The organism is Rhizobium sp. P1_B8, assembly GCF_056406515.1.
In genome coordinates this window covers 1-4,839 of the sequence record NZ_JBFTZZ010000068.1, presented here as the reverse complement: position 1 = coordinate 4,839, position 4,839 = coordinate 1, and the positions used below count along the sequence as shown (strand labels likewise).

Genomic DNA, 4,839 nt, shown 5'->3' with positions numbered 1-4,839 from the left:
CGCAGGCTCAACGGGAACCGGAAATACAGCCAGACCGCACGGGCGATGATCTGCGGTGGAAAGCGGTGGTTCTTGTAGCTGATGGTCGATGAGGTCATCTCAACCGAATTATCCGCCACCCGTTAAGTTGCCGACAACGTGACATCGCCCCAAATACGGTTGATTGTCACACGAAAGCGTGGATAGTCACCGGGATGGAGAGCCGGAAATGAATCTCAACGATGACGACGAACACCTGATAGAAACGCTTTTCCGCAACGGCACGATTACCGTCGTGGGGGTGGTGCTTTCATTTTCCCTAGGCTTCCTTACGCAGTGGGCCAGCAATCCAATACCGTGGAGACTTGCCGACCTGCCGACGTTGGTCGTCATAACTATAGGCATCGTCTTTCAGCTGCGCTCCCTCGCTTTACTTTTGCAAACGTCATCACTGAAAAAAGTCGTCTACGACAAGGCAAGCCGGCTATTTCTGAATGGCGTGATCATCACTGGGTCTGGCGTTTTTCTGGCGATCCTCATTGACACGTTCCAGTTGCTGATGGAGCGTTAACCGACACTTGGATTGTGTCAGGCGAAATGAGAAACTGACCCCCTAACGAAATGAAGAAGTGCCCCCTCGTTTCACAACGAGGAGAGATGGATGACGAGCTTGATTTCAGCGCATCCTGCATTGTCGCGAACGATGCAGGGCGAAGGGCACTGTAAAGTTATCAGCGGATTGATGCAGCGATAGCTGGCCGGGACGGCTGTCAGGCTGCGGCGACACACGCGATTTTGTTCCAGATTTGCATGGCGGCGTTACGCAGGTCTCGATGTTGAGCCGATGACAGCGTATTGCGGGGAAAGTGGAACAGGTTGGCAATCGGATCATGGATGGAAACGAACCGCTGAAGCTGGCGTGCCGACTTGAAGCGTTTCATGGTCCTTTCGCGTCGTCGGGTCGGCTGGTGCGAATTTTCCGCTCGATTATTGAGGCCTTTGTGCGACCGGTGTTCGACACCGGGCATGAGGTCGCGCCTGGCGGCATCATAGGACCGGAGCTTGTCGGTGATCATGACCCGTGGTGTCCGCCCTTGAGCCTTCAGCAACTTACGCATCAGACGCTTTGCCGCCTTGGCATTTCGGCGGCTTTGCACCAGTACGTCGAGGACGAAGCCGTCCTGATCGACCGCACGCCAGAGCCACTGCTTCTTGCCATTGATGGCCACCACACATTCGTCGAGATGCCATATGTGGACGGCCCCCTCCTTGCAAGAACTCTTTGATGATTTGATCGGATTTCTTGCGTTCATATGTCCGGCCTTTTGTTGCGTTCACACATGAACGCTGGCCAAGATGGGTTCCGCGACGTGGGTTCCAAACACTTGATCGGCCTCGTTGGGCCACTGGCATCTACGGAGTGTACCGCGTCTCGGATCGATCGATCACACCATCTAATCGTTTCCTGCAAGTTCACGCATCAGCTCAGCACGGTAGCGTCTGTATCCTGTTCACCGTGACCGACTGATCTCTTCACGCCGCGCAGGCCAGAGCCGGGCGCGCAGCATTGCCCTTGTAAGCCTCGCCGGTCACCATCATTTTCCAGGCGATCCTGGCGATCTTGTTGGCCAACGCGACAGCCGCGAGTTTTGGGGCCTTGCGCTTGAGCAACTCGATGAGCCAGAGCGAAGCGTTCCTGCCTCTTCCCGCTCTCACCTGTCGAAGCAACGAGGTTGCACCCACGACCAATGTTTTGCGCAATGCCTCATCGCCGGCCTCGTAATGATACCGAGCCTGACTTTGCCAGCAGTCGAATGATCCTTGGGCGTCAGGCCCATCCAGGCGGCAAACTGCCTTCCAGATCTGAACTGTTCCGGTGCCGGCGCTTTCATCACCAGCAAGACCGCGCCGATTGGTCCGACACCAGGGATCTTTGCAAGACGGCGACATCATTCATTGTTGCGATACCAAGCCATCAGTTTTGCCTCCACCTCTTTCAGGCGCTCACCCAACTGCGCAAATTCCTCAACGAGAGACGCGAACAGCTCACGCGCCACAGCCGGAATGCTTTCATCAATCATGATGCGTTCCAGAAGGAGCGGAAGATGAGACATGCCTTTGGCCGCGGTCAGCCCGAACTCAGCTGGATAGCCACGAATCGTATTGGCAAGCTGCGTCTGTGCGGCGACAGCGCGCTCGCGCATGCCCACCAGCATCAGCGCGGCTTGCTGATCCGCACTCTTTACCGGAACGAACCGCATCGTCGGGCGGCTCATCGCCTCGCATAGCGCTTCGCCATCGGCCGCATCATTCTTGCCGCGCTTGACGTAGGGCTTCGCCAGTTGTGGCGCGATCAGCTTTACCTCATGTCCGAACCCTGTCAGCAACCGCGCCTAGTGATGCGAAGCGGCACAGGCTTCGATCGCAATCACGGTCGGTGGGCATGTCGCAAAGAAATCCACCATCTCCTTGCGGCGCATCTTCTTGCGCAGGATCGGCCGCTCGGCGGCGTTCACACCATGCAATTGAAAGACGTGCTTTGACGTATCCATGCCAATACGGATAATCTGATCCACGGGCGGCTCCTTCGTTTGAGATCGTTAACAGCTCACTCTGGCACATTTCGATGCCGTTCGGGGGCCGTCCACCCCAACATTTGTCGCCCCAGGCAGCCGGCTGACCGTCGCTTGATCTCCCGGGCGAAATGCCGTCCGAATTTCTCCGCCCAGCTTCGAATGGTCTGATGCGTGACGATGATGCCGCGGGCCGCCAGCATGTCCTCAACCATGCGCAGGCTGAGCGGAAAGCGCAAGTGGAGCCATACCGCGTGCGCAATGATCTCAGCGGGAAAGCGGTGGCGACGATAAAGCGGATCACGAGCAACTTCTGACATGGCCCATGTACGCACATCTTCATCAGCCGTCGGTTAACTTTACGGTGCCCTTTCGTAGCCACGCGGATAATCTGAACGGTGCGGTTTCCATAATCTACTCCTTCCGAGCGAGTGCTTTGATGCAGCCTCACTCTGCCAGAGCGCCTGTCGCTGTCTCATGGGATCTAAAGCCGAAAGGTGCCCCTCACCCGCCCCGATCTGATCTTGCAACCCGGACCAGCCGGTCAGATCGGGGCTGGTCGCCCTACGATATGGACCTCAAAGTGACACTTCTACTTTGCACGCGATCCGGACATTCCAACTTCCCCGCCACATAATCAGCTTGCCCCCTGTCCCAGCCGTGACAAGGACTTGAACTAAGATGCCCCTGACCACTTCGCGCCGCCTACTTTGGCTCTGCCGGTCGGGATCACTTGTGCAAATTGTAGCGGCCGACCGCCTTACGAATCAACTTCTTGGCGACATTGACGTCCTGCCAGCCGGCTATCTTCACCCACTTGCCGGGCTCCAGATCCTTGTAGTGCGAAAAGAAGTGCTCAATCTGCTTCACCAAGATATCCGGCAGGTCGGTATAGTTCTCAACCTTGTCGTAGCAGCGCGTCAACTTCGCCACCGGCACGGCGATGATCTTGTCGTCCTTGCCGGCATTGTCTTCCATGACCAGAACACCTATCGGACGCACACTGATGACGCAGCCCGCAACGAGCGGCCAGGTGTTCGCAATCAGGACGTCGATCGGGTCACCGTCTTCTGACAGCGTGTGCGGCACGAAGCCATAGTTTCCCGGATAGGTCATCGAAGTGGAGAGGAAGCGGTGTGCGACGAGTGCGCCGGCTTCCTTGTCCAGTTCGTACTTGATCGGCTTGCCGCCGACCGGCACCTCGACAACGACATTCACCTCGTCCGGCGGGTTCTTGCCAACGGAAATCGCTTCGATACGCATAGGGCCTCCTTTTGTTGAATTTAGGCGCGCAAGCTAGCCCACAGGATCAATCGCGTGAAATCGACCTCTGGATCGCAAACGATGAGGATTTTCTGCCCGAGTTCGACAAGGGCGGCGAGCGTATTCTGGGACGTAGTGGATTTGCCAATGCCTCCCTTTCCGTAAAACGCGATCTGACGCAGAGCAGCCATTATTACTTCCTTTTCGTGTTCGAACCGACCGAGGTGATGCCGCGACATTGGCCGCGGCTGCTTCCGTCGCAGCCCGAGAACAATTTTCAAGCGTCGTGCCAATTGAGCTGATTGATAGAGCAGAACGGAAACTGGTGCTCCCGCAAACACTTAGAGGGATAAAATACCGGACCGAAGAATCCTAAAGCGTGTCACGAAGCCGACAAAGGTGACGACAATGTCGCACACAAGTCGTCAAGAGCCAGCAGAGCGTAAGCCGCAATGCGCATGCATTTCTTAGTCGAATGACCTGCACTTGATGCAAATGCTGGCAGTGAAAAGCCGCGCTGCACTCCGGTGAGAGAGGATGGCCATCTTTGCCCGGAGACACCGTTTCGGGTTGACATTCGCACGATCGAACGTAGTTTTCAGGCGCAACGATAGCGCATCGCGGTTGCCGATATCAAAAGGGGTGCCGCCGCAATCAATCGACGGGCTCTCAAGCTCGGTAATCGAGAATATCGCACTTGGCGAATTCGATCCGGACATCGCGAAGATCCTGCAAATATGCGATCAAGTAGGGTTACGAAAGCCAATCGAATGCTGGCCCAGCGGCCTTCAGACCCGTCTGGGCGAGAATGGTGTACGCCTCTCCGGTGGCGAGAAGCAGCGCCTTGCGTTGGCTCGAGCTCTCTACCGGGCGATGTTGTTTGATCAACGGCCGTAAAGTCGCTTGTCGGTAAACTCATGCAATTGCAGCGGTCACGGCTTTCCACTGCGCCATGGCGCGGATGCGATGAATATGGGTGGCTAGGGCTGAGTGTCTCTGGTGCGGCGCGACGAAAAGATTTCGG

Annotated in this window: 2 protein-coding genes and 7 pseudogenes; 2 read left to right on the top strand and 7 right to left on the bottom strand. The window is 56.6% G+C overall.

Features of this window, described 5'->3' with window-relative positions:
- Nucleotides 1-145 (bottom strand): annotated as a pseudogene (locus AC1D2N_RS36025) (IS6 family transposase); the annotation flags it as partial.
- A 63-nt stretch (nucleotides 146-208) separates the two neighbouring features.
- On the opposite strand from AC1D2N_RS36025, the gene AC1D2N_RS36020 reads away from it, so the two are divergent.
- Nucleotides 209-550, top strand: coding sequence for a hypothetical protein (locus AC1D2N_RS36020; protein ID WP_018496486.1), 342 nt, complete (start codon nucleotides 209-211; stop codon nucleotides 548-550).
- 105 nt (nucleotides 551-655) lie between these two features.
- Here the strand turns inward: AC1D2N_RS36020 and AC1D2N_RS36015 are convergent.
- The 5 genes and pseudogenes from AC1D2N_RS36015 to AC1D2N_RS35995 form a co-directional block, all read right to left on the bottom strand.
- Nucleotides 656-1,229 (bottom strand): annotated as a pseudogene (locus AC1D2N_RS36015) (IS6 family transposase); the annotation flags it as partial.
- Between the two features lie 283 nt (nucleotides 1,230-1,512).
- Nucleotides 1,513-2,555 (bottom strand): annotated as a pseudogene (locus tag AC1D2N_RS36010) (IS110 family RNA-guided transposase).
- A 95-nt stretch (nucleotides 2,556-2,650) separates the two neighbouring features.
- A pseudogene (locus tag AC1D2N_RS36005) lies at nucleotides 2,651-2,872 on the bottom strand (IS6 family transposase); the annotation flags it as partial.
- Nucleotides 2,873-3,281: 409 nt separating this feature from the next.
- Nucleotides 3,282-3,815 carry an inorganic diphosphatase gene (gene ppa / locus AC1D2N_RS36000; protein WP_065277176.1) on the bottom strand — a complete coding sequence of 178 codons (534 nt, stop codon included), beginning with the start codon at nucleotides 3,813-3,815 and terminating at the stop codon, nucleotides 3,282-3,284.
- 41 nt (nucleotides 3,816-3,856) lie between these two features.
- Nucleotides 3,857-4,006: pseudogene (locus AC1D2N_RS35995) on the bottom strand (ArsA-related P-loop ATPase); the annotation flags it as partial.
- A 457-nt stretch (nucleotides 4,007-4,463) separates the two neighbouring features.
- On the opposite strand from AC1D2N_RS35995, the pseudogene AC1D2N_RS35990 reads away from it, so the two are divergent.
- Nucleotides 4,464-4,685, top strand: a pseudogene (locus AC1D2N_RS35990) (peptidase C39); the annotation flags it as partial.
- 45 nt (nucleotides 4,686-4,730) lie between these two features.
- Here AC1D2N_RS35990 and AC1D2N_RS35985 read toward each other — a convergent pair.
- A pseudogene (locus AC1D2N_RS35985) lies at nucleotides 4,731-4,839 on the bottom strand (IS6 family transposase); the annotation flags it as partial.

Bases quoted from the DNA above. Each gene is read 5' to 3' on its own strand.
- AC1D2N_RS36020 (WP_018496486.1), top strand. From the start codon at position 209: ATGAATCTCAACGATGACGACGAACACCTGATAGAAACGCTTTTCCGC.
- ppa (WP_065277176.1), bottom strand. From the start codon at position 3,815: ATGCGTATCGAAGCGATTTCCGTTGGCAAGAACCCGCCGGACGAGGTG.